The 21,789-nt window shown below is 38.8% G+C and carries 16 protein-coding genes and 1 other RNA gene; 11 read left to right on the top strand and 6 right to left on the bottom strand.

All coding sequences use genetic code 11. From position 1 onward, the window contains the following. Positions 1-15: 15 nt before the first annotated feature. The 3 genes from K348_RS0102720 to K348_RS0102710 all read right to left on the bottom strand — a co-directional run bounded on the left by K348_RS0102720 (position 16) and on the right by K348_RS0102710 (position 2,268). The gene (locus tag K348_RS0102720) at positions 16-735 is read right to left on the bottom strand and encodes a dihydrofolate reductase family protein (protein WP_029902662.1); all 720 of its coding nucleotides are present in this window, start codon (positions 733-735) and stop codon (positions 16-18) included. A 4-nt stretch (positions 736-739) separates the two neighbouring features. Beyond that, positions 740-1,318 (bottom strand): hypothetical protein, encoded by a 579-nt coding sequence (locus tag K348_RS0102715; RefSeq protein WP_029902660.1) that lies wholly within the window; start codon positions 1,316-1,318, stop codon positions 740-742. 119 nt (positions 1,319-1,437) lie between these two features. Continuing rightward, positions 1,438-2,268, bottom strand: coding sequence for an AraC family transcriptional regulator (locus K348_RS0102710; RefSeq protein ID WP_029902657.1), 831 nt, complete (start codon positions 2,266-2,268; stop codon positions 1,438-1,440). Between the two features lie 596 nt (positions 2,269-2,864). Between K348_RS0102710 and K348_RS0102705 the strand changes: the two genes are divergently transcribed. The 5 genes from K348_RS0102705 (at position 2,865) to istB (ending at position 6,958) form a co-directional block, all read left to right on the top strand. After that, positions 2,865-3,164 (top strand): helix-turn-helix domain-containing protein, encoded by a 300-nt coding sequence (locus K348_RS0102705; protein WP_029902655.1) that lies wholly within the window; start codon positions 2,865-2,867, stop codon positions 3,162-3,164. Continuing rightward, a complete protein-coding gene (locus K348_RS0102700; protein WP_029902654.1) occupies positions 3,161-3,451 on the top strand; it encodes a helix-turn-helix domain-containing protein in 291 nt (96 codons plus the stop codon). The genes K348_RS0102705 and K348_RS0102700 overlap by 4 nt, the downstream gene beginning before the upstream one ends. 1,196 nt (positions 3,452-4,647) lie before the next feature. Further along, positions 4,648-5,595 (top strand): IS21 family transposase, encoded by a 948-nt coding sequence (istA, locus tag K348_RS19350; protein ID WP_231496729.1) that lies wholly within the window; start codon positions 4,648-4,650, stop codon positions 5,593-5,595. A 107-nt stretch (positions 5,596-5,702) separates the two neighbouring features. Beyond that, positions 5,703-6,170 (top strand): hypothetical protein, encoded by a 468-nt coding sequence (locus K348_RS19345; RefSeq protein ID WP_231496728.1) that lies wholly within the window; start codon positions 5,703-5,705, stop codon positions 6,168-6,170. A 38-nt stretch (positions 6,171-6,208) separates the two neighbouring features. Then, positions 6,209-6,958 carry an IS21-like element helper ATPase IstB gene (gene istB / locus K348_RS0102690; RefSeq protein ID WP_029902651.1) on the top strand — a complete coding sequence of 250 codons (750 nt, stop codon included), beginning with the start codon at positions 6,209-6,211 and terminating at the stop codon, positions 6,956-6,958. A 507-nt stretch (positions 6,959-7,465) separates the two neighbouring features. Here the strand turns inward: istB and ssrA are convergent. The 3 genes from ssrA to K348_RS0102670 all read right to left on the bottom strand — a co-directional run bounded on the left by ssrA (position 7,466) and on the right by K348_RS0102670 (position 11,626). After that, positions 7,466-7,864, bottom strand: a transfer-messenger RNA (tmRNA) gene (ssrA, locus tag K348_RS18955). 225 nt (positions 7,865-8,089) lie between these two features. Further along, the gene (locus tag K348_RS0102675; RefSeq protein ID WP_029902647.1) at positions 8,090-10,606 is read right to left on the bottom strand and encodes a glycoside hydrolase family 127 protein; all 2,517 of its coding nucleotides are present in this window, start codon (positions 10,604-10,606) and stop codon (positions 8,090-8,092) included. 96 nt (positions 10,607-10,702) lie between these two features. Further along, positions 10,703-11,626 carry an FAD:protein FMN transferase gene (locus K348_RS0102670; RefSeq protein ID WP_231496727.1) on the bottom strand — a complete coding sequence of 308 codons (924 nt, stop codon included), beginning with the start codon at positions 11,624-11,626 and terminating at the stop codon, positions 10,703-10,705. A gap of 269 nt (positions 11,627-11,895) precedes the next feature. Between K348_RS0102670 and K348_RS0102665 the strand changes: the two genes are divergently transcribed. From K348_RS0102665 to K348_RS0102640, 6 genes are all read left to right on the top strand, one after another. After that, entirely contained in the window at positions 11,896-13,482 is a 1,587-nt protein-coding gene (locus tag K348_RS0102665) for an SUMF1/EgtB/PvdO family nonheme iron enzyme (RefSeq protein WP_029902643.1), read from the top strand. Between the two features lie 39 nt (positions 13,483-13,521). Further along, complete coding sequence (locus K348_RS0102660) at positions 13,522-14,901, top strand: Gfo/Idh/MocA family oxidoreductase (RefSeq protein ID WP_029902641.1); 1,380 nt, start codon at positions 13,522-13,524, stop codon at positions 14,899-14,901. Between the two features lie 4 nt (positions 14,902-14,905). Continuing rightward, a complete protein-coding gene (locus K348_RS0102655; protein WP_029902639.1) occupies positions 14,906-15,829 on the top strand; it encodes a sugar phosphate isomerase/epimerase in 924 nt (307 codons plus the stop codon). A gap of 67 nt (positions 15,830-15,896) precedes the next feature. Beyond that, complete coding sequence (gene ccsA, locus K348_RS0102650) at positions 15,897-18,257, top strand: cytochrome c biogenesis protein CcsA (RefSeq protein ID WP_369793883.1); 2,361 nt, start codon at positions 15,897-15,899, stop codon at positions 18,255-18,257. A gap of 191 nt (positions 18,258-18,448) precedes the next feature. Beyond that, a complete protein-coding gene (locus K348_RS0102645; protein ID WP_029902635.1) occupies positions 18,449-19,312 on the top strand; it encodes a CPBP family intramembrane glutamic endopeptidase in 864 nt (287 codons plus the stop codon). A gap of 108 nt (positions 19,313-19,420) precedes the next feature. Next, complete coding sequence (locus K348_RS0102640) at positions 19,421-21,778, top strand: carboxypeptidase-like regulatory domain-containing protein (protein WP_029902633.1); 2,358 nt, start codon at positions 19,421-19,423, stop codon at positions 21,776-21,778. Positions 21,779-21,789: the final 11 nt, after the last annotated feature.

The following is a 21,789-nucleotide window of genomic DNA, read 5'->3' as shown; positions in this document are numbered from 1 at the left end:
TTATTTGTATGATTACTACTTACTTAATTTATGGAATTTGTAATGTAAGCAAACGATACCATAAGCAAGGGGTTTCATGGATAGCAATTCTAATGATTGACCTTTGGCAGGCAGTTCATCAGTCTCTCCCTTGTATTCAATAATAGACGATGCGCCCGATAATCCGTCTACGCCGGGGTAAATGAGCAGACTTAATTCGTCCAACAGTCCGGCTTTGAGAAATTTACCGTTCAATACGCCACCGCCATCAAGTAATAATTTTTCGTAACCGAATTCCATGTTTAATGTTTCGAGCGCTTTATCGAGGTCATAACCATCTTTGCCCGCAAAAATGTATGAGATTCCTCTTTCGCGGAGGAGAGACAGGTATTCTTCCGACACGGTTTCGCCGAGTACTGTTATAACATTATCTCCATTGATATTATCGGTGGGATAAATAATTTTTCCTTTTGAGTCGAATATGATACAGGTATTTTCTGTTTCACGCTTTCCCGTATATGTTTTGAACTCTTTAGCAGGTTGATATTTCCGGTAATCGAAAATTTCAACACCATTATCAATCTGTATAGTGTTGTTACCAATCATCCAGGCCCGTGCTTTTAATTCTTTACCGATTTCGTAATAGGGTTCATAAAGTTCGTTCTGATCGGTCCCGTCAAAAGGTGCACTCCAACGGTCAGCAACCAATCTGCCGTCTACGGAACTCATCATGTGACAAATAACTTTTGGCTTCATATTGTTAATTATTTAGTGATTTATTTATATAATTAATGGGTAATTCTTTTTTGAAAGTGTCTGTAAAATCAAAAAGACAGGGATAAAAACGTTCATCGGTTAATATAAGGCTGTAAATACCTTCTTGTCTTTTCAGTTCCATAATATGCATAGAAGGTCTGACCCCATATTCAAGGTAGGGTATTAACGATATGTATAAGCTTTGCAAACAGGGTGTATATGGAAGTTTGATAAGCGCATGAGAAAATCGATTTTCAGAGAACAAACTATACTTTCCATCCATAGCCCGATACAGTTGAAACAGGTATTTTTTACTGAAGCCCATATACGCACAGCAGAATTTATCATTACCACAATCGTTTTTATTGATTGTAGTTACCACATCATGCTTGATAAATGCATATTGCCCTTTAGTCAGGGAAATCTTTTCCTGAGAACAGCAAATATCTAATCGCCCTGAGTAGACAAAGAAAATAACGGCTTCAGTGTTTGTGCGTGTAAAAACTTCGCATCCATTCTGCAATATATAATCGAAATATATATCGGAATAATTTGCTGCGGAATTGTAATTATCTGTTTTCATTAGAAGATGTAATCATTGATATTGCAGAATTATTTATAATGCAAAATTAAAAGTAAAGCCTCATAGCTTCTTCGCTACAAGGCTCAATTTTATTTGTTGTGAGGTACAATGATTGTTTGTTATGTTAAATGTTTGCCGGCGGGCGAATATCCGAACTGCTTTTTATAAGCAGCATAAAAATGGGAGAGGTTTTTGAAGCCTACATCGACATATACATCGCTTATTTTCATATTTCCATTTGTCAGTTTTTCGTGTGCCACTTGTAGGCGTTTGTTGATAAGCCATTTTTGCGGGGTAACATCACTTATCTTAGCAAAATCACGTTTAAAAGTCGCAAGGCTGCGGCCTGTATAGGATGCTATTTCCTCCATTGTGAGGTCGTACATATAGTTTTCATTCAAAAAGTCGATTATATCTACTTTCCATGTGGATGTAAAGTCGAACAGTATGGGATAAAATATCTTGTTCGTATTTAGTAAGGTGTAAATACCTTCCTGTAATTTGAGATTCACTATATCTTCCGTAGGTTTTACATCTGAATCGAAATAAGGCGTTAGTGACTGAAACAGACTTGCTATATCGGGACGGGCTTCAATCCTGAAAAATGAATCTTTGGGAATTTCTAGGTTCTGTGGAATTTCATTCTTGTTCATTCTATTATAGAATTCACGGAGTACTCCCCGTTTGAAGGTCAGTGATATTCCCTTGTATTGCTGTCCTTCGACGCTATTCTTATACATTAAAATCCGGTGGTCGCGGCGTATGAAGGCACATTCTCCCGGATGGATGATGGTTTGCTGTCCATCATGTTCTACTACTTGCTGACCGGAATAAAGATAAACGAGTGTATGATCCGGTGTAGCATGAACACATTTGCTATTATAATCGTGGAAACAGGAAAGAAATATTCCTGAATATCCTATTGTTCCTGATTGGTTGGTTTGTTCCATATTGTTCTTGTTTTTACAAAGATAAGTATAGTTCTGAAATCAGTCTTCGTTGACAGGCTCATTGTTTTTTGTTTTAAGGCTCATGATTTATCTAATCGATAGTTTTCAGAAAGCATAAAATGATTATTCAAATTATTTTATAAGCCCATACGCTGTTGTGTTCCCGTATTGGTTTTCTTCCCGTATTTCCTATCCAACCGCCTTTCTTTCTTAAAACCTGCTAGCAGTAGCAGAAAAAACATCCGTATAATTTATATACTCCTTCCGGCTTAAAGTCTTAGCTCAAAAAAAGATTTCACAGCTAACATTCTGTCTTTCGGATGAATCAATTCTTCATAAAACAGGACGCACTTATCCATACATACATCTATACTCCCAACAAAAATGTCCCAAATTGAGGGTACTATGTCCTAATTTGTTCGTCCATTAGTTTACACTTTTGATTGTCAACCTATTTTAGGACAAGACATATTATGTTAAGCGGACAGTTGCGGACATAAGCGGACAGTTGCGGACAAGTAATTGTAAATCAAATTATTTAGAACAAATATAGTATATCTTTGAGATAAATAAATTAATCATTTAAAAATTTAAATATGGAAAAAATAATAATAGACAATCGTTCCTTTGAAGATATTCAAAAACGGGTAAAGATGCTGAAGCAACAAACAGAATCGATGAAACAGAAATACGGTAAGAAAAACCTTTACTCATGGTTAAGCAGTGAAGAGGTTTGTCACATCCTTAATATAAAGACAAGGACTTTACAGACATACCGTGAAACGGGAAGGATCGGTTACAGTCAATTGGACCGTAAGATATTCTACAGGGGAACTGATGTAGAAAAGTTGTTAGAAGAAAACTACAAATTTAAAACACAAAATATAGTATTATGATATTATTAGAGAAGAATGATCAGGAAATAGCTTCAATGGTAGAATCCTTGGAAAAGGTATCAGCTGATTTACAGGCTTTGTTTGATGGTTATGTTCCTATATTGAATGGTGAACGGTATATAACAGATAAGCAACTATCAAAGTTATTACATGTATGTAACCGTACCCTACAGGAATACAGGACAAACGGATACATTTCTTATATCTTCTGGGGTGGAAAGATATTATATAGGGAATCGGACATTATGGAGATGCTGGACAAGGCATACATAGAAGCTTGGCGATAAATAAAGCTTATATAAGAAAAGGCTTAAGCATTATTTAAAGCAAAGTTCAACTGTAAATTGATTTAATATATGTAGAAATAATTAAAGATTAAGAATCCGTAAGTAATTTTTGTTTTTAGAGATAATCTTGTATTTTTGTAATATGCTGACTTCCATCACATTATAGGAATATTAAGTTTTAGTCCCAGGCAGAGTTGGAACTTAAAGACCTTCTTGAATGCGATTTTAATAAAATATTAGGCTTAATTTCACGCAAATTCTGTGTTTTTAGAGTGCCTAAATTGTAATTACCGTTTTTATAGCCATAAACATTCAATTATCTATATAAATCATACACAAAACAAGAAGTATTTTTTAACTTTAAGAAATTGTATCTTAACGATAAAGAATTGTAAATATTAAATCTTTGTTTTATGTTTGTAATCCCTTTCTAGAAAGGCTCTTCTTTGAAATATTCTCTTTCGCAATTAGTTAATTTATCTGTATTAATTGTGATAAACCTCAAATAAAAAATATCAATTTATTATTATATCTTAAGGCTTTTTGTATATAATGTAGAGGTCGGCGGTTCAACTCTGCCTGGGACTTGAACTACGGGGTGTAAAAAGGTTAAAAAATGACGTTTTGCTGCATTTTGCTTTCAATATTAAAATGAAATATCGTTTATCGAACAAAAAGATAGCAAACATCTGAAAATACCCCCTTATTTTTTGGGGACAAATCGGGAACAATTTTTATTTTGGCCTAAAATTCCCTATTTTGGTGTTGTGATTTAATGCAGTGGATGCCGGTGTTTATCACGGAATATTTTGTCCTTAATTTGGAGATTAGAAGAAATCTCAATTCGGTACTCGTACCTTATTCATGTCTGAAATATCTCCATTTTCCAGTTACGATTTAATGGCTTTTGTTTTATTATCTCTATGAGCTTCTGTTTCATTTAACACTCTATATAAAACTATTATTGTATAAATTGGAAAAAACGATAAAAACGACCCCTTAAGAACAGAGGAAATTGATCCGTTAAAAACGGTTCAAAATGACCCACCCAGAACAGTTTAAAATGACCCATTAAAAACGATTTAAACTGACCCGCCTAAAAAGTTGTAACCGGAAGGGATTATAAGGCTAAAGATTTTGGTTAGTTTGTGTTAAAAACCAAAATCAGATTATTTATGGCCAACACACCGATTACAATGAGTAAATTAAGAAGCATATTACGCCTTTATTGTACAGGTACAGGCGTCCGAACGATCAGCGCGATGACCATTACCTCGCGCAATACAGTCAAGAAGTACATCCGCATATATAACACACTGAATCTTAGCTACGAGGAGTTGATAAAGAAGGATGATGCGGAGTTGTGCGAACTGTTTTCCGCCCCCAAAGAAGACTCCCCCGGCAGCCTTCGCCACCAACAATTAGAGAAGATTCTTCCCGACATTTGCAAGAAGTTAAAGAAGCGTGGAGTTACCAGCGGACAGTTGTACAAGGAGTATATCAAGGCGTATCCCGATGGCTACTCAATGACTTCATTCCGGGTAGCTATCCAACGTTATATCCGACTGTCACATCCTATCATGCGCCAGCAACATAAAGCCGGGGATAAGATGTTTATCGACTACACAGGGGATAAGCTTAGCTTAAAACTCCCTGATGGTAGTATAAAGGAAGTAGAGGTCTTTGTTGCCATCTTAGGGTGCAGCCAACTGACTTACGTTGAAGCAGTCGAAAGCCAGAAGAAAGAAGACCTGATATCTGCCTGTGAAAACGCATTCCTTTATTATGGTGGTACACCTCGTGCCGTAGTTCCCGATAACCTGAAGGCAGCAGTAACCAAAGCCAGTCGTTATGAAGCCATCCTTAACCCTGAGTTTGCTGCCTTTGCCGAACATTATGGTGTGGTTGTCTATCCTGCCCGTGGATATAAGCCCCGTGACAAAGCATTAGTGGAGAATGCCGTTAAACGTACCTATAAGGATATCTACACTAAACTGGAGGGTTTGGAGTGTGCTGATCTTGCTTCCCTGAACCTTGCCATACGTTCGGCTCTGGAGATGCATAATAATGCGTTACTGACAGGTCGTAATTACTCCCGCAGGGAATACTTCCAGGATGTGGAGCGTGAGGAACTGGGCCTTTAAATCCGATTCGTTATGAAGTTAAAAAGCAGGTAATAGCTACCGTTAACCGGTACGGACATGCCCGTTTGGGAGAAGATATGCATTATTACAGTGTCCCTTATACCTATATGGGTAAAAAGGTAAAACTCAGTTATAACGCAGACAGAGTGAATATATATTACTCTAATATGTTGATCGCCTCCCATAAACGAAGTAAAATAGCCCATCAGTTTACAACCCTGAGTGAGCATCAGCCGGCTCAGCACCGCTTCATATCGGAGTGGACGCCTGAGAAGCTTATAGAACAGAGCGCAGCGATACATCCCGATGTAGAATCCTATATCAAAAAGGTATTAATTAAGAAACAGTATCCTGATCAGGCTCATAAATGCTGTTCGGGCATCCTTGCCTTCGCCCGTAAAGTCGGTGTAGACCGCTTAATAGCGGCATGTCGGCTGGCTGACAGTATCGGCAAATATAATTACCTGATAATAGAAGAGATACTCCATAAGAAACTTGACCAGATAGAACCTGATATACAAACAGAGGAATTGCCCCCACATGATAACATCCGGGGAAAAGATTATTACCAATAAACCGTATTATATAAATTAATTATTAAAACTTTAAGATTATGAACAATGAAAAAACCTTGGACAAGATGCGCCTGATGCGTCTCTTCGGTATGTATGACACCTTTAAAACCTCATTAGAATCTACCCTGAAAGAAACTCTTACCGTTGACCAGTTCGTGGCTATGCTCGTATCAAACGAATGGGATGACCGTAAGAACAAAGCCGTGGAAAGAGCCGTTAAGATCGCTAACTTCCGTTATAAGGCTTCTATAGAGCAGATAGACTACTCCTTCGACCGCGGATTAGACCAAAACCAGGTTCACCGCCTCTCGGAGCTGGAGTTTGTAAAGGAACGTAAGGATCTTTTTATTACCGGACCTACCGGAACAGGCAAAAGCTATCTGGCATCGGCTTTAGGATACCATGCATGCCAGATGGGATACAAGGTCTTCTATGGCTCAACTGCCAAACTGATGGCTAACCTGAAGCTGGCTAAAGCCAAGGGAACAGTTATCGCTGATCTGAAACGTATTGAAAGAATGGATTTGTTAATACTTGACGACTTTGGACTACAGCCTTTTGACAACCAGGCAAGAAGTATCTTACTGGACATAATAGAGGACAGGCATCAGAAACGATCTACTATTATCACATCACAAATCCCGGTAAAAGACTGGTATGATATTATCGGGGAGAAAACCATTGCTGATGCTGTATTGGACCGTATCGTACATCATGCTTTAAGGGTAGAACTGTATGGAGAATCTCTTAGAAAGAAGAAATCTAAGAATGAAAATGTATATTTGTAAAGAATTTTGTTGTTAAACCGGACATAAAATCCATCCTTTTAGACCCCATTCCGGTAAACAACTTTTTTAGGTTTTACACTATTAACTTTTGGGGGTCAGCTTGCCCCGTTCTTAAGGGGTCATTTTTATCATTTTTTCCACGCTGCCCGTCAATAGTAATTCTCATAAAAACAGGAGATTCACCGTTCCTTAAAATTCTGGATGGTTTTACAAAAAATAAAGTCTTAAAGGAATTCTTTTTCATACTTAAAATTTTTATTTGTTTTTAATTTTAAAAGTATGAAGTCCAAGAAAAATAAGCAGGTTGTAAAATGCAGCAAACTACTGATAAATAACAGTTTAAATTTAAATCGGGGACGGATTCGGGGACGATTTTATATTTGCAAAGCTGTCCCCGAATTAGACAGTAAAATACTCAAGAATTCAGTGTTTTTTGCTACATATACCAAAACAAAAATCCTGAAACTTGCTAAATTTCAGGATTTTACCGTGTTTTACATTTAAGTTAAGTGGAGCTGGAGGGATTTGAACCCTCGTCCAAACAAGGAACTAATTTGCTTTCTACATGCTTATCTCCGCTTTAATTTTCATGAATGAGCAAGACCGAAGCCACCAACTCAAACCTTATCTTCTTAATTTCAAATACGGACCAAAGCTTTCCATATCCTATCTCCGATTTGCCTGCACCACCTTATCGGCACGCTTCGAAGCCACAGCTTCCGGGTGATGTCTTGTTCCCACACCTGTGCGGGAATTAAGCTATAAATCTACTATACTTCGATTAAGCAGCAAGAGCGTAATTATTGTTGCCAGTTAAATTTGTGACGTCTGAGATTATAGTGCCAGCCGACTACGCACTGCATGCTTACAAACCACTTCATCTCGCTGTCAAAGCCAGTCAGCCCCATGAGTTAAATATCTAATAATCTATGATATAAAAATCAGATTCGGAATATTAAATATTCACGAGCAAAGATAATATTTTTATTTTCATTTTTACAATTCATGAACCTTGATTCATCCTTTTTAACAGCCGACATAAGTCTACATATTTTTATTTTCTAATATAGTAAGGTAAAAAATAGAAAGAATCTTATATACGAGTAATGTCATTTAGCGCATATTATCGATCTATTTCAAATCGAATTTGATTTGTAGAATTCCCACGGATTTATCTGGCTGAGGCGTCATATTCAGTCTGAATTTCTTAGACATGAGTTTATCTCCTGCCGAATGTACCAGATTGAACTGATCTTTTATCAGGCTATAAGTATCGGTTGTATATAACGGGAAAGACTGCCATTTCTGGCCATCGGCTGAATATTCCAACGACCAGCTTTTCGGTAATTTTACTCCGTCGGTATCTTCGTACCAGTATACAGAAAATGATTTTACATTCGATACTTGTTCAAACTCAAATTCTATTGTCTGTCTTTTGCCCTTTTCAGGATGTGAAGTCCATCTCTTAATACCTGTATCTTTCGAACTTTCGGGAAATTTGCCACTGACTATAGCAAGCACATTATCGTCCTTATAGGTGTGCGATGCTGAGATGCTACTGAATCCTACCGGAATCATATATCCGTTTTCTTTTATCACATTCTCATTGTCGGCAAACCATACATTCATTGTTGAAACACCTCTGTTGTTCCATGCATAATAAGGTATTAATGTCATTTTCCGGTCTTCTGCTTTTCCGTTCAGAGCTATATATTTAGCAGGGACATTTTCTACAATTTCGATGTCCTTAAGGGAACCTTCTTTTACCTTTTCAATTTTATAGTCAGCATTAGGCGCCACTATATATCGATTGACATACTGCTCATTGTCTACTCCTTCGGCACAATATACCAACGGCCCGCGTGTCAATGCCAACTTGCCGGCATCGGCCTTAACGCGGCTGTCTGCCTTTGTGTATCTCAGTGTCATAGGCAGCCTGAGTTCTACTTGATCGCCTTTATTCCATTCCCTGTCGATAGTTACAAATCCCTTGCTAACTTTCGCATTCTTCACTTCTTTTCCATTGATATATAGAGAGAAGTCATGGCTTTCTTTATCGATGTATGTATACAGCTTTCCGGGAACAAACTGAGTGCCAAACCATGTCGGGATACGCATTTTCAGGTTAAATTGCTGGTCTTTATTTTCCGGGTTTACTTCTACTTTAATCGTTTCATCGAATGGGTAATTGCTTATTTGCTTAAGGTTGATATTACCGTTTTTCAATTTTATATCCGTATGGTTACTTGTGTATAATGCGCAGTAGATCTCATGGTCGTTGTGCGCATACATCAGCCCCGATACCTGAGGGATAAGACGCGCCAGATTAGTAGGGCAGCAGGCCGTACCAAACCAGAATGAGCGGTCGACCATACCTTCCGATTCTAAAGGGTTTACATAGAAGAATTTATTACCCTCGAGATTTACTCCGGCCAATACATTATTTAATAAGGAAACTTCAGCCACATCCATATACTTACCATCCTTTTCGAGCAGGAACATCCGGTGATTGAAAAATACATTTCCTACGGCAGCACATGTTTCGTCGTATGCTTCTTTATTAGGAAGGTCGTATTCATCACCAAAGCCCTCAATGCCATGTACGGCGCCCAGACCGCCTGTTATATGGAATTTGGTATCCATGATGTTATCCCAAATCTTATGCAGGGCAGGCTGTAGTGTATTATCTCCTGTAAGTGAGCCAACATCTGCCATAGCTGAATACAAGTAAGCTGCACGTACAGCATGTCCAACAGCCTTATCCTGTTCTCTGACAGGCCTATGTTGCTGCGAATATTCTGGCGTCATCACGCCGTCGCCTTCCGGCTTATATGTTACTCCGCGAATGTCGATGAATTTTTTTGCCATTTGCAGATAGAGGTCGTTTCCTGTAGCACGGTATAGTTTTACCAGAGCCAGTTCCATTTCCTGATGCCCCGGTGCTTGGTTAACAGGTTTGCCGTCATTATATTTAGTATCACCACCTTCAAAAAAGACTTTATTGATATGTTTTGCACTTTTTTCGGCAATATCCAGCAGATTCTTTTTACCTGTGGCGTAATAGTAAGCTACGGCAGCTTCGTATAAATGTCCTACATTGTATAGTTCATGGCTGTGAATTACCCATGAATATGGTTTGTCGCCCATTCCCGCTCCACCCCATAGTTGTGCTGACCGGAATGAGCCTGTAGTATGTGCCGGATACAGATATCCGTCTTCTTCCTGGGCTTGCGAAATAATTTCGGCAATGTCATCTATTTGTTTTTCCAGTGCGGCATCTCTTTCCAGCGTAAGCAGGTATGCAGCACCTTCGATTACCTTATATAAATCGGATGTAACGAAACGGCTCGGGCTGGCATGCGATGATGTATCACCTTTGAGGAAAGCAGCAGTCTTTTTCAGGTCGTCTACCGCAGATTGTGTCCGTTCGAAAGCAACAGGAACTAAAACCCGTTTCTGAATTTCCATTCTGTTTTTCCAGAATGTATCATCCAATGTGACCTCATTAAAAGTCACAGGTTTAAGTAAATCTTCTTTACTATAAGACTCGCTTTCTGTTTTGGATATAGTAAAGTAATTCACTATCAGTAATATTGCTGCGGCGGCAACCACTAAAAAGATTATTAATGCTATAAGCCATTTTTTCATTATAGGTGCTGGTTTAGTAGATTGTTATTTTCTTTTGTAATTGTTAGAGTGTAAAGATATATTTTTCATTTGGAATTATAAATCTTTCCAAATCTTTCAGTAAACTATATACTCATCAAAATTTTTTGACTTGACTACTGTAAAAGTACTATCCTTTTCGCCTAACACCAGCATATATTCAAGCTTCTCTTTTTCTGCAACCTTGCGTGTGAGAGTCGTATCCATCAGCATGAATGCAGTCGCGTAAGCATCAGCTGTCATGCAGTCATCGGCTATGATTGTCGTACTTAGTATATTCGATTCGGAAGGATATCCCGTTTTGGGGTTTATTGTGTGTGCGTATTTCCTACCGTCTTTAATATAATAGTTTCTGAAATTTCCTGATGTAGCCAACGATTTATTACATAGTCGTAGTATAGTCTGCAGGTTCTGATAATCATAGATATTTTTCCCTATCGGCTTGGTGATTCCTATATTCCAGCAATTACCTTTGGGGCTATTTCCTTTTGTGCGTATTTCACCGCCAATTTCCACCATGTAATTACTGATGCCGTAAGATTCCAGAAGTTCGGCAATTACATCTGTTGCATAACCTTTCGCTATTGCCGACATATTGAACTGTATACGGGGATCTGATTTCTTTACCTCCCCGTTTTCCAATCTTATTTTATCATATCCGACCAATAATCTTAAACTATCGATTATTTGAGGAGTTACATTGTCCATATTTTTAAAACCGAAGCCCCATGCATTTATAAGAGGAGATATGGTTATATCGAATAATCCTTCCGAATTCAGAGAGACTTCCTGTGAACGTTTAAAAACATTGATGAAAAAACTATCAGGTACGGCTTCTTCATTTTTATTGATTTTGGAAATTATGGATGTCGGTTTAAATGCGTTCAGGGAGTTGTCATATTGTAAAAATTTATCTTCTATTTCGGCTTTTAAAGACTGTGTATATAGATATTTAATTGAATAAGTGGTATGAAAAATTTCTCCTTTTTCTTCGAAATACAACTGTTTTTTATTTCCACAAGCCGAAAAACAGAAAATAAAAAAAATTAAGATTATTTTATAATACATTGGTCTTTTAAAAATGTTTAAATATTCATACTGTAAATTTCCGGTTAATTAACTTGAATTAACGACAAATATTAAAAATGCTTACAATAAATGTTAATCGAAAAAGTTTCGCTATTTTTTCTTAAAAAAGCTACAATATACAACTTTATTCCCGTTATTTGCACTTGCTTGGAAACATAGTAGAGAGACTATAAAAACACTATATGAAATTCAGAAAGGATAAAGCCGGTTCTCCGGAAAAAGGAGAAAGAAAGGCTTTCTTTAAACGCAAATCTTTTTTCCTTTATTTAGGATTGTTTATTGGTATAATTCTGTCGGCATCTTTGTATCAGACATCGGTTTATTTCTCAACCGATGAATCTTGCATGATGTGCCATGTGCACCCGCATGTCGAAGACAGTTGGAAATTATCAGTCCATATGAATAATAAGAGCGGTACAAAGGTTCATTGTGTAGATTGTCATCTTCCGCCCAAAAGCAATACATGGGATCACTATACGGCAAAAGCTAAGTTAGGTTTCAGGGATGTATGGGGATATCTGATGAAAGACAGTGCTGATTTCGATTGGGAGAGAATGTCTCAGCTCGAGCATGCTGTAACCTATATTCCTAATGAATCCTGTAAAGAATGTCATTATAATTTATTCCCCGAAGGTATTTCCGATGAAGCGGTTACAGCACATCTCTATTATGAAGAAAATGAAAAGAAGCTGAACCTTCAGTGTATAAGTTGTCACCTCGATGCCGGACACTATAACCCCAATTATAAGCATTCTAAAATGACGGTTATCCCAGGCATGCAAAACCGTGCAGCCGTGGATACAAGCACATATTTTAAAGAAGCCACAAAAGTATCCGGTTTCGCAACATTTAAAGAACAAATACTGGGTACACCGCTTTCGATAAATATGATAGCAATACCCGGCGGTCAGTTCAAAATGGGTAGCGACGAAAAAGAAGCGTTCCATAAGGAAGACGAATCACCGGCGCACAGCGTGACAGTAAGCCAGTTTTTTATGTCGGAAGTAGAAGTCACATGGGATTTGTATTGGGCATTTTATGCAAGTACTATGAGCGAAGGTCGTACGCCGCCGGAAATGGTTTTCGCTAACAATAGTAATCCGAATGTAGACGCTATTTCGGGGCCTACACCGCCATTTGGTTTCCCAGATCAGGGTTGGGGCGGGGGTGATCGTCCTGCTATAACAATGACCCATTATGCTGCCGAGACTTTCTGCCAATGGCTGTCTAAGAAAACAGGTAAAAAATATCGTCTACCTACCGAGGCAGAATGGGAGTATGCAGCAAGAGGCGGTACGGAAACACCTTATTTCTTTGAAGGGAATCCGAAAGATTTTTCCGATCATGGATTCTGGCGCAAATTTTTCGATGCCGATACAGAGCCGATATCTTCTTTCGTTATCTACAACAAAAATAGTCGTAATAAGACGCAGGAGCCGGCTACAGTCAAGCCGAATCCGTTTGGATTGAAAAATATGCTCGGAAATGTAATGGAGTATTGTGCTGATAAGTATGATCCACAGGCATATAGCAAAAGAGGAGGTAGTGCGACCGATCCTATATCTACCGAAGGTACCGAATGGGTAGTTCGCGGTGGCAACTATCTATCAGACGCATCTGATGTACGTTGTGCCGCCAGAGATTTTACAAAACACGATGCATGGCTGAAGACAGACCCGCAACAACCGAAAAGTATATGGTGGTATTCAGATATCAAGGGAATTGGGTTCAGGGTTGTCTGCGAATCGGCCAGCGCTATCGGCAATTAATAGAGAGTTAATTTATAATCAAATATCAAAAATACGGTAATGAAAAAAGAAAACGGTATCAGTAGAAGGTCTTTTATAAAAAGTTCTGCAATGGCAGGAGTTTTGGGAGCTGTGGGAACTGGAAGCGCAGCTATGTTAACATCATGTGGCGGTAATTCGGCAACTCCGAAGCAGCAGCCATTAAAAGAAGCAGGTACATATTATATTCCTGATTTAATGGATATGGCCAAAGACGGCAAAGAACTTAAGGCCGGAGTAATTGGTTGCGGCGGACGTGGTTCCGGCGCAGCTTTAGACTTTTTGAATGCAGCTAACGGTGTTACTATAACAGCATTAGGAGATGTGTTTAAAGATCAAGTGGACGGCCTTGCTGATAAACTGAAAAACGACAAAAATATTGATATTCCTGCAGATAAAAGATTTGTAGGTCTCGATGCTTATAAGCAGGTTATCGATAGCGGAGTAGATGTGGTTATTGTAGCTACGCCTCCTTCATTCCGTCCGACCCATTTCCAATATGCTACTCAACAGGGAAAACATTCATTCCTCGAAAAACCGATTTGTGTAGACCCTGTAGGCTACCGTACAATTGTAGCAACAGCAAAACAGGCTGCAGCTAAGAATCTGTGTGTAGTAACAGGTACGCAACGTCATCACCAACGCAATTACGTTGAATCTTACAAAAAGATAATGGAAGGCGCTATAGGTGAAATTACAGGCGGTGTGGTTTATTGGAATCAAAATTTGCTTTGGTACAGAGAGCGTCAAAAAGGCTGGTCTGATGCCGAATGGATGATAAAAGACTGGGTAAACTGGAAATGGCTTTCGGGAGATATCATTGTTGAACAACATTGCCATAATATAGATGTATTTACTTGGTTTAGTGGATTGAAGCCGGAAAGTGCAGTCGCTTTCGGTTCTGCTCAGCGCCGTCTGTGGGGCGATCAGTACGATAACTTTAGTACAGATTTCGTTATGGAAAACGGTATACATATGCATAGTATGTGTCGCCAGATTGACGGATGTGCAAATAATGTAAGTGAATTTATTCAGGGTACAAAAGGCTCATGGTCTACTGAAAACGGTGAAACTGTAATAAAGGACCTTGCAGGCAATGTGGTTTGGAAATATGATGGTGAAGCAGAAAAAGCGAACTTCAAACAAACAAATCCATATGTACTGGAGCATGTGAACTGGGTAAATCATATCCGTGCTAATAAGCCTATCGATCAGGCGTCGGAAACAGCGGTTTCGAACATGGCAGCTATCATGGGACGCGAAGCAGCTTATACTGGAGCTAAAACAACTTGGACAGAAATGACGGCTTCCCCTCTTGATTTGACTCCAAAAGATCTGAATATGGGTAAAATGGATATGAGTACGTTTGTTGTGGCAGTTCCCGGAACTAAAAAAGGATAAAACTATGACATTAGACAGAAGAAACTTTTTAAAAACTTCATTGTCGGGAGCCGCGCTTCTTTCAGTAGGAGCAACAGGTATGACAGCTTGTTCATCTAAGGCCACGGCTACAGAAGATAAAGCCGCTACCAAAGCTGTTCTCAACCTGTCTTTTCAGGAAAGTACACCTCCGGGTGAAACTTTAAATGAGAAGTTCGACTATATGGAAAAACTCGGTATTACCGGATTTGAACCATGGGGTGGAGGTCTTGGCGGACGCGTAAACGAAATAAAAGAAGCATTAAAAGGACGCAATATAAAAGTAAGCGCAATATGTGCCGGATTTAAAGGCTTTATATTGTCTACAGATGAAGCTATCCGCAAAGAATGTATGGATACGATGAAAGAAATCATAGCTGCGGCCGGGGAACTCGGTTCGGTAGGTGTGATTATTGTTCCTGCATTCAACGGACAGGTACCTGCTATGTCTCACACAATGGAAACCCGCAACTTCTTGTGCGAGCAGTTCAACGAGATGGGTACATTTGCTGCTCAACATGGAACAACTGTCATCTTGGAGCCTCTCAACAGGAAAGAAGCTTTCTATCTGCGTCAGGTAGCTGATGCAGCCTCTATCTGTCGCGATATAAATAATCCGGGAGTACGTTGTCTGGGTGACTTCTGGCATATGACATGGGAAGAGACTTCCGATATGGGAGCGTTCATCTCTGCCGGAGATTATTTGCAGCATGTACATATTGCAAGCCGCAAAACCCGTAATATGCCAAGTGAAGACGGTGATGCGGATAACTATATCGATGGTTTCAAAGGCTTGAAGATGTTGGGATATGATAAATATGTGAGTTTCGAATGCGGATGCATCGGCAATCGTAATATCATAGTACCTCAGGCTGTGCAGTTGTTACGTGATCAGTGGGAAAAAGCATAAGAACTGACTGATATACTATAAAGTAATAAGTGAAGAGATGCCATGCGCCCCTTCACTTTTTACTTTTATGAATTTGACAAGAGATAAGAATAAGCAAATGGATGTAAAGGCTCGTTTTAATAAGATGATCTCGTCATACAAAACAACTATTGTGCTGCTCATTGTATATGCATTGGGTTTGGCAATAGCTACTTTGATAGAAAAATATCATGGAACGCAAGCTGCGAAAGCCATGATTTATTATTCTCCTGTATTCTTTCTTTTGCAGTTTTTTTTGGTATTGAATTTTATATTAGTTACAATAAAATCTCAATTAATAAAAAAACGCAAGTGGGGAGTGATTTTTATTCACTTCGCTTTTATTATAATCCTTGCTGGTGCGCTTACATCCCATTTATTCAGTGAAGAAGGAAGCATTCATATCCGTGAAAACGAATCGGTTTACAAAATGCTGGTTCAGACGAGTAGGGGAGAGCATTATCATTCATTACCTTTCGAATTGGAACTGAAAAAGTTTACCCTTAAGCGATATCCCGGCTCTTCCAGTCCTTCATCTTTCGAAAGCCTTTTACTTATCCAATCAGACGGTACAACTGTTGAGAGAACAGTATCCATGAATAATGTGATCGATATAAAGGGTTACCGCCTGTTTCAGGCTTCATACGACAAGGACGAAAAGGGGACGATATTGTCTGTGAATAAAGACGTGGCCGGACGAAATGTTACATATAGCGGCTATATCTTATTGATAGTCGGTTTTATCTTCTCTTTTGTAGGGAAAAATACACGTTTCCGACAGTTGAGAGTTAAGTTGAGACAATTGAAAGAGTCGCCAAAAGTTTTAACTATCATTTTCGGATTTTTATTTATTTCATTATCCGCAAATGCTCAGGATAATGCATCCCGAATGTTTGAGGTGATCCAGAATAATAAAGTAGACGCCGAGCATGCTGCAAAATTTGGTTCTTTACCGATGCAGACATCGGACGGGCGTATTGAGCCTATAAATACTTTCTCTTCGGAAGTGTTGAGGAAACTGCATAAATCCCATAAAATTGGTGACCTGAATTCCGATCAGTTCCTATTAAGTGTTATTACCCTTTCCGAAATGTGGATGCGTGTGCCTTTATTTAAGGTGCCTAACGAAGATATGGCTTCTACTCTTGGAGTTATGGGAGAAGAATGCGCCTATGTCAATATTTTTGATAGTGTCGGTAATTATAAGCTTCAGAAAGTTGTAGGTGAAATATACAACAAACCAGCATCTGAGCGGAATAAACGGGAAAAAGATATTTTGAAGCTGGATGAGCAAGTAAATATTTTTCATCAGATCATAAATCTCAGGATGCTCAATATCTTCCCGAAAGAAAACGATCCGGAGCATAAATGGTATGCTTACGGAGATGATTTTTCAGGTCTTCCGTCTGCCGATTCTTTATTTGTATCCCGTATTATGCCGCGATATCTCAACAGTGTGCAAAATGCAATGAAGTCGCAGGATTGGGAAAAATCTGATGAAGTATTGAGGATGATAGATATATTTCAGCAGACAAAAAATACACTCGATCTTAAGCCTAAAAAAATAAAAGCAGAGTTACTGTCTAACAAGCTGGATATTTTCAGAACCTGTAAAAAGCTTTACCTCATTTTAGGGGGCATTTTATTAGTCTTATCTCTTTTGGCTCTTTTCAAAGAAAAAAAATGGCAGATAAAGGTAATGCACTCTCTAACTGTCGTAGTCGTTCTCGGTCTATTATTCCATTTATTTGGTATAGCATTGCGATGGTATATCGCGGGTTATGCACCGTGGAGTAATTCATATGAGACAATGATATATATATCCTTTATATCAGTATTGGCGAGTTTGCTTTTTGTACGACAGAGCCATATTACTTTTGCATTGGCTACATTATTCGGAGGAGTGATTCTTTTTGTTGCAGGTCTTAACTGGATGGACCCGCAGATAGGGACTCTTGTGCCGGTACTAAAGTCGCCGTGGTTGATGATTCATGTGGCTGTAATTGTTGCCGCATATGGATTTTTCGGTATTAGTTTACTGTTGGGAATCACTAATTTATCGTTATTCTCTGTCTCAAAAAAGAATAACCTTATCTCAGTCGCTACACAAAAATTGAATATCATAAACGAGATGTCAATGCTGGTAGGACTTGCGCTGATGACTGTCGGTACATTCTGCGGTGCGGTATGGGCTAATGAATCATGGGGACGGTATTGGGGATGGGATCCAAAAGAGACGTGGGCCTTGGTTACTATTATCGTTTATACTATTGCTACGCACCTGCGGCTTGTAAAAAAGTGGGACAATCCATTGCTGTTTAATATTCTTTCAATTTTAGCATTTCTTTCCGTTTTGATGACTTATTTCGGGGTCAACCATTTCCTTAGCGGAATGCATTCATATAATTAATTTAAAAATACTGTTTATTATTTTACTTGTTAGCTCAAAACAGGTCTGTAATTTTTGTTTGTATATTTTAGATAAGCTTTCGTCTACTAAATAAACTCTTCCGTCTTCTATTCCAAAACAGGGTGAAGTTCCGGTGTACTTTTGAAGTGAAACATTAGAAATACTAATCAATCACTAAAAATACATTGGATATGAAAACTACAGAATCTTCACCTTCCGTTATTTACAATTACAAAAAAGTAAAGACATTTTATCTATTATCTACACTTATTCCTTGGCTGTTCTGGTTTGTAGCCGGATATGTAAGTTGGATAGAACCGCATCAGGATATATTCCTTAACATTGCTAGTGTATTGTCTTTTATAGGATTACTGGCTCCTGTGGCAATATCGTTTTTCCTGATTTCTAAAGATTCGGCTTTGCGCAAAGACGTAATGGGGCGTTTCTTCAATTTCAAAGATGTTAAACTTCGTTACTTTGCTTTGGCTTGTTTGATTATGCCCATAAGTATCATGACGGCGCAGGCTATTTCATTGCTTTTCGGATATAGCCCTTCGCAGTTTATTATCACCGGTAACTTTACTTTTTCTTCCGGTATTTTCCCTGTGTGGTTTCTGTTAATTATGGCTCCGGTTTTCGAAGAATTGGCATGGCACTCGTATGGAACAGACAGTTTACGCCGTAGGTTCAATCTGTTTAAGACATCGCTGATATTCGGTATATATTGGGGAGTGTGGCATATGCCGCTCTCTTCTATCAGAGATTATTATCAGAGCAATATTGTAGAATCAGGCTGGATATACGGTGTAAACTTTTTGGTGAGTATCGTTCCTTATGTTTTGATTATGAACTGGCTTTATTATAAGACCGGACGCAATATCATCATAACCATTATATTCCATATCACAGCAGGTTTCTTTAATGAACTTTTTGCCCCTCATCCCGATACGAAGATAATTCAGACAGTTCTTCTTCTTATACTGGCAGTAGTTATCGTTATCAAAGACAAAAATCTCTTTTTCAATAACGATTCTCTACAACCCCGTATACAATAAATCGAATCTCGTCTACAAAAAACTCAGGTTCGTCTACTAAATCCAAAGAGCGAACAAGCATATTCTACTTTTACACCGAAACAAATAAATTAAAATATAAAAGCTATTATGAAAAAAGTAACACATTCACTACTACTGGCGGTTTGCCTGCTTACTTCGGTAAGTGTCCTTGCACAAAACAAGCAATTGGTTCAGAACATTAAAGGTATCGTTGTTGACCGTTCGTCGGGTGCTCCACTACCTTTCATAACTGTTGGGCTTACAGATATGCCCGAAAAGGGTACAATGACAAATGATGACGGTTCATTCATCTTGGAAAACGTTCCTGTAGGACGTCACGATATACAGGCTTCATCGGTAGGATACGAAACTAACATCGTACGTGAAATCATGCTGACATCAGCAAAAGAAGTATATCTTGAAATCCAGTTAAAAGAAAATGTACAACAACTTGGGGAAGTCGTTATCACAGCGCAGGCTGAGAAAAACGAGCCGCTTAATAAAATGGCTTTGTTCGGCGGGCATATGCTGAATGTAGAAGAAGCTGCCCGTTATGCCGGAAGCCTCGATGACCCTGCAAGACTTGTAAGTGCATTTGCCGGAGTGTCGCCGGGGGTGGCAAACAATGGAATTTCTGTGCATGGAAATGCGCCGAGCCTGCTTCAGTGGAGACTGGAAGATATAGAAATTCCGAATCCTAACCACTTTGCAGATGTGTCATCTTTGGGCGGAGGTATATTATCATCGCTGAGTAGCAATGTATTGGGTAACTCTGACTTTTTTACCAGCGCTTTCCCAGCCGAGTATAGCAATGCCGTTTCGGGTGTATTCGATATGAAGTTGCGTAACGGTAATAATCAGAAATTCCAGCATACATTTCAAGCGGGAATCATGGGGCTTGATTTTGCCTCGGAGGGGCCGATAAGCAAAAAGCATAATTCTTCTTACATCTTTAACTATCGCTATTCTACTACCGGACTAATGAGTAAGATAAATCCTGCGGGAGATTTGGAGCAAGTACTGGACTATCAGGATTTAAATTTCAAACTTAATTTCCCGACTAAAAACGCCGGCGTATTCTCTCTGTGGGGAACAGCGTTGAAGGATAATATAAAACCGGAAATCAAATCACCCGAAGAATGGGAGTATCAGGATGATGCAAAAGATTCGAGAATGAAACAGACATCAGCCGCAGTAGGTTTGAGCCACCGCTATTTTTTCAACAACAATGCTCAGTTGAAGACAACTATAGCTGCCACTTATTCCGATATAAAGGCATGGGAAGACGTGTTCGATGTGGATATGAATTCAACGCCGTCAAATGACTTCAACAGTAAATATACAAATCTTGTCTTCACCTCTTATTTCAACAAAAAGTACAGCAGCAAGCATACGAATAAGACAGGCTTCACTGTAACCAATATGAGGTATGATATGAACATGCAACTTGCTCCTTTTTTTACCGAACCGCTTGAAACTATCATGGAAGGGAAAGGAAATACGAATCTTCTGACTGCTTATACAAGTTCACTGTTCAACTTTAATGATAAATTATCGGCTACACTGGGTATCAATGGTCAATTACTGACATTGAACAACAGTTGGACTATTGAACCCCGTGCCGCTCTCAAATGGCAGGCATCAGCTAAAAGCACTTTCGGGCTGGCTTACGGGTTACACAGCCGTATGGAAAAAATGGATGTATATTTTGTGAAGACTAAGGTCACAGGAGATGAACTTGTAAACAAGGATTTAGATTTTACAAAAACACATCATTTCTCATTATCGTACAGCTATAAAATTGCAGACGATATGAACCTGAGGATAGAGCCTTATTTCCAATATCTGTACGATGTTCCGGTGATTGCCGACAGTTCATTTTCCATACTTAACCGCAGCAAGTATTATGTAGAAGATGCATTGGTAAATAAAGGCAACGGACGTAATTTCGGGATAGACCTTACTTTCGAAAAGTATATGACAAAAGGAATGTATTATATGATAAATGCATCCATATTCAGTTCGAAATATCGTGGAGGTGACGGTGTATGGCACAGTACGAAATATAACCGCAACTACATTATCAACGGATTGTTTGGAAAAGAATGGATGATTGGCCGTAGCAAGCAAAATGTATTCGGCGTGAATGTAAAACTTACCCTGCAGGGAGGCGACAGATATTCACCTGTAGATGAAAAAGCTTCACTTGCTCATCCTGACAAAGAAACACAATATGACGAAACTCAGGCTTATTCAAAACAGCTGTCAACTATGTTTCTCGGAAGCTATACGGTCAGCTACAGGATGAACCGCAAGAAAGTTTCGCACGAAATAGCTGTCAAAGGAGCAAATGCTTTAGGTTATAAAGAATATTTCGGGCATGAATACAACCTTCAAACACATGTTATAGAGCCGAAACGTATAAAGAATTCTATTTTCAATGTAGTATACAGACTTGATTTTTAATGTATCTTTGT

The organism is Prevotella sp. 10(H) (genome assembly GCF_000711235.1).
Classification (GTDB): Bacteria; Bacteroidota; Bacteroidia; order Bacteroidales; family Dysgonomonadaceae; genus Dysgonomonas.
Note: the sequence above shows the minus strand (reverse complement) of the source record. Positions and strands in the feature narration are given on the sequence as shown.

What these genes read in the sequence shown, in the direction of transcription:
- K348_RS0102675 (WP_029902647.1), bottom strand. Translation starts at nt 10,606, where the DNA reads ATGAAAAAATGGCTTATAGCATTAATAATCTTTTTAGTGGTTGCCGCC.
- K348_RS0102660 (WP_029902641.1), top strand. Translation starts at nt 13,522, where the DNA reads ATGAAAAAAGAAAACGGTATCAGTAGAAGGTCTTTTATAAAAAGTTCT.
- K348_RS19345 (WP_231496728.1), top strand. Translation starts at nt 5,703, where the DNA reads ATGGGTAAAAAGGTAAAACTCAGTTATAACGCAGACAGAGTGAATATA.
- K348_RS0102720 (WP_029902662.1), bottom strand. Translation starts at nt 735, where the DNA reads ATGAAGCCAAAAGTTATTTGTCACATGATGAGTTCCGTAGACGGCAGA.
- K348_RS0102710 (WP_029902657.1), bottom strand. Translation starts at nt 2,268, where the DNA reads ATGGAACAAACCAACCAATCAGGAACAATAGGATATTCAGGAATATTT.
- K348_RS0102655 (WP_029902639.1), top strand. Translation starts at nt 14,906, where the DNA reads ATGACATTAGACAGAAGAAACTTTTTAAAAACTTCATTGTCGGGAGCC.
- K348_RS0102640 (WP_029902633.1), top strand. Translation starts at nt 19,421, where the DNA reads ATGAAAAAAGTAACACATTCACTACTACTGGCGGTTTGCCTGCTTACT.
- K348_RS0102705 (WP_029902655.1), top strand. Translation starts at nt 2,865, where the DNA reads ATGGAAAAAATAATAATAGACAATCGTTCCTTTGAAGATATTCAAAAA.
- K348_RS0102700 (WP_029902654.1), top strand. Translation starts at nt 3,161, where the DNA reads ATGATATTATTAGAGAAGAATGATCAGGAAATAGCTTCAATGGTAGAA.
- istA (WP_231496729.1), top strand. Translation starts at nt 4,648, where the DNA reads ATGAGTAAATTAAGAAGCATATTACGCCTTTATTGTACAGGTACAGGC.
- K348_RS0102715 (WP_029902660.1), bottom strand. Translation starts at nt 1,318, where the DNA reads ATGAAAACAGATAATTACAATTCCGCAGCAAATTATTCCGATATATAT.
- K348_RS0102665 (WP_029902643.1), top strand. Translation starts at nt 11,896, where the DNA reads ATGAAATTCAGAAAGGATAAAGCCGGTTCTCCGGAAAAAGGAGAAAGA.
- K348_RS0102645 (WP_029902635.1), top strand. Translation starts at nt 18,449, where the DNA reads ATGAAAACTACAGAATCTTCACCTTCCGTTATTTACAATTACAAAAAA.
- istB (WP_029902651.1), top strand. Translation starts at nt 6,209, where the DNA reads ATGAACAATGAAAAAACCTTGGACAAGATGCGCCTGATGCGTCTCTTC.
- ccsA (WP_369793883.1), top strand. Translation starts at nt 15,897, where the DNA reads ATGAATTTGACAAGAGATAAGAATAAGCAAATGGATGTAAAGGCTCGT.